A 2,435-nucleotide genomic window follows, 5' to 3' on the forward strand; every position below is an offset into this window, starting at 1 on the left:
AGATGGCCTGAGGAGTCCGCCATGAAACACGAAACGATTGAAAAGAACGTCGGCCTGCTGATGTTGCTCATGGTGCTTGCCGTGAGCATCGGCGGCCTGACCCAGATCGTCCCGCTGTTCTTCCAGGACGTCACCAATAAACCGGTCGAAGGCATGAAGCCTTACACCGCGCTGCAACTGGAAGGCCGCGACATCTATATCCGTGAAGGTTGCGTCGGCTGCCACTCGCAGATGATCCGCCCGTTCCGCGCCGAAACCGAACGTTACGGACATTACTCGGTGGCCGGTGAAAGCGTCTGGGATCACCCGTTCCTGTGGGGCTCGAAACGTACCGGGCCGGATCTGGCCCGGGTCGGCGCGCGCTACTCGGATGACTGGCACCGTGCGCACTTGTACAACCCGCGCAACGTCGTACCGGAATCAAAAATGCCGGCCTACCCATGGCTGGTCACGCAAGCGGTCGACAGCAGCCACACCGAAACCAAGATCAAAGTCATGCGCACCCTCGGCGTGCCGTACACCGACGACGACATCGCCGGCGCGGTGGCCAGCCTCAAGGGCAAAACCGAAATGGACGCGCTCGTCGCCTACCTGCAAGTGCTTGGCACTGCGATCAAGAGCAAGAGGTGAGCACGATGGTCTTTGAAATGAGCGCAGGGCTGATCCGTGGTTTAGGCACTGTTGTCGTGTTTGTAGCGTTCGTCGGTTTGACCTTGTGGGTGTTCAACCGCAAGCGCACCCCGGAGTTCGCCGAAGCACGTCTGCTGCCGTTCGCCGACGAGCCACAGCCCGAACCTACCCCAGCATTTGCAACAACCCAAGCACCTGAACCAAGGAGTACCCGGCCATGACCACCTTCTGGAGTACGTGGATCTGCGTACTGACCATCGGCAGCCTGATCGGCCTGACGTGGTTGCTGATCGGCACCCGTCGGGGCGAGACCAAGGGCAGCGTCGACCAGACCATGGGCCACAGCTTCGACGGCATCGAGGAGTACGACAACCCGCTGCCGCAATGGTGGTTCATGCTCTTCGCCGGCACGCTGGTGTTTGCCGTGGGCTATTTGATTCTGTATCCGGGTCTGGGCAACTGGAAAGGCATCCTCCCGGGTTACGAGGACGGCTGGACCGGCGTTCACGAGTGGGAAAAGGAAATGAGCAAGGCTGACGCCAAGTTCGGGCCGATCTTCGCCAGGTTCGCTGCCATGCCGGTGGAAGAAGTGGCGAAGGATCCGCAGGCGCTGAAAATGGGTGGCCGCCTCTTCGCTTCCAACTGCTCGGTGTGCCACGGCTCGGACGCCAAAGGCGCGTTCGGCTTCCCTAACCTCGCCGACAGCGACTGGCGTTGGGGCGGCGACGCCGAGACCATCAAGACCACCATCATGGGTGGCCGGGTCGCGGCGATGCCGGCGTGGGGCGAGGTGTTGGGCGAGGCCGGGGTGAAGAACGTGGCCGCGTATGTGCGTCATGATCTGGCCAAATTGCCGTTGCCCGCCGATAGCAAGGCTGACCTGCAAGCGGGCCAGCAGGCGTTCAGCACCACCTGCGTAGCCTGTCATGGGGCGACCGGCCAAGGCACCGAAGCCATGGGCGCGCCGAATCTGACGCACCCGGCCGGGTTTATCTATGGCACCAGCCTGACCCAACTCGAGCAGACCATTCGCCATGGACGTCAGGGTCACATGCCGGCGCAAAATGAGCTTTTGGGCAACGATAAAGTGCAATTGCTCGCTGCTTATGTATACAACCTATCAAAAGATCGCGAGCAATTGAGCGAAAAGATTCAAGCTGAAAGCTCCAAGTAAAATCAACAGCACTGTATACAATCCTGCGGGCGACTTGAACTATCTTGTCGCTTGCAGCTTTCTGCTTGCAGCTGCTTCTTTTTGTCGCACCCCTTAACACCCTCGCCTTTCGGTTCCCCGAATTCGGGTCTAAGCTTGCTCGATGCGGACTGGCTCGTGCCGGTTGCAGGTCGATCCTGAGCGTTGTGTTCGATGAATTGGCTGACAGATTCGCCGCAAAGGCCAGTAGATACCGGCTGTCGCGCCGATTGCCATTCGTCACCCAAACCGGCCGTTTGAACACACCTCGTTACAAGCGACCTGAACCCCTCGCTTTTTTCATCCGCAGCGACTTTTTTTTCGAGGGCATTTTTGTCCTTACGCGGCGCATGGAAAGGCCGCAGAATCAGCGTTGGAAAGCATTGACCCAGGTCATGGCGCGTTGCAATGACCCCCTGCTCTCTGCATACTTGCGGCCGATTTTAATCCTAATAAAACACCCAAACCGTGGAACCTTAGAATGAGCACAGCAATCAGTCCGACTGCTTATAACTATAAGGTAGTCCGCCAGTTCGCCATCATGACGGTGGTCTGGGGGATCCTTGGCATGGGGCTCGGTGTCTTCATCGCCTCGCAACTGGTTTGGCCGGAG

Annotated in this window: 3 protein-coding genes and 1 pseudogene; all 4 read left to right on the plus strand. The window is 59.0% G+C overall.

Annotated elements, in window-relative coordinates:
• Positions 1-21: 21 nt before the first annotated feature.
• The gene (gene ccoO, locus ACIOMO_RS27875; protein ID WP_053118801.1) at positions 22-630 is read left to right on the plus strand and encodes a cytochrome-c oxidase, cbb3-type subunit II; all 609 of its coding nucleotides are present in this window, start codon (positions 22-24) and stop codon (positions 628-630) included.
• A gap of 5 nt (positions 631-635) precedes the next feature.
• Positions 636-851 carry a cbb3-type cytochrome oxidase subunit 3 gene (locus ACIOMO_RS27880; protein ID WP_401244692.1) on the plus strand — a complete coding sequence of 72 codons (216 nt, stop codon included), beginning with the start codon at positions 636-638 and terminating at the stop codon, positions 849-851.
• Entirely contained in the window at positions 848-1,804 is a 957-nt protein-coding gene (gene ccoP, locus ACIOMO_RS27885) for a cytochrome-c oxidase, cbb3-type subunit III (RefSeq protein ID WP_401244690.1), read from the plus strand. Before ACIOMO_RS27880 ends, ccoP begins: the two co-directional genes overlap by 4 nt.
• Before the next feature lie 499 nt (positions 1,805-2,303).
• Positions 2,304-2,435: pseudogene (locus ACIOMO_RS27890) on the plus strand (cytochrome C oxidase Cbb3); the annotation flags it as partial.

The sequence above is a fragment of the Pseudomonas sp. NPDC087804 genome (assembly GCF_044742965.1).
Lineage (GTDB): Bacteria > Pseudomonadota > Gammaproteobacteria > Pseudomonadales > Pseudomonadaceae > Aquipseudomonas > Aquipseudomonas rustica.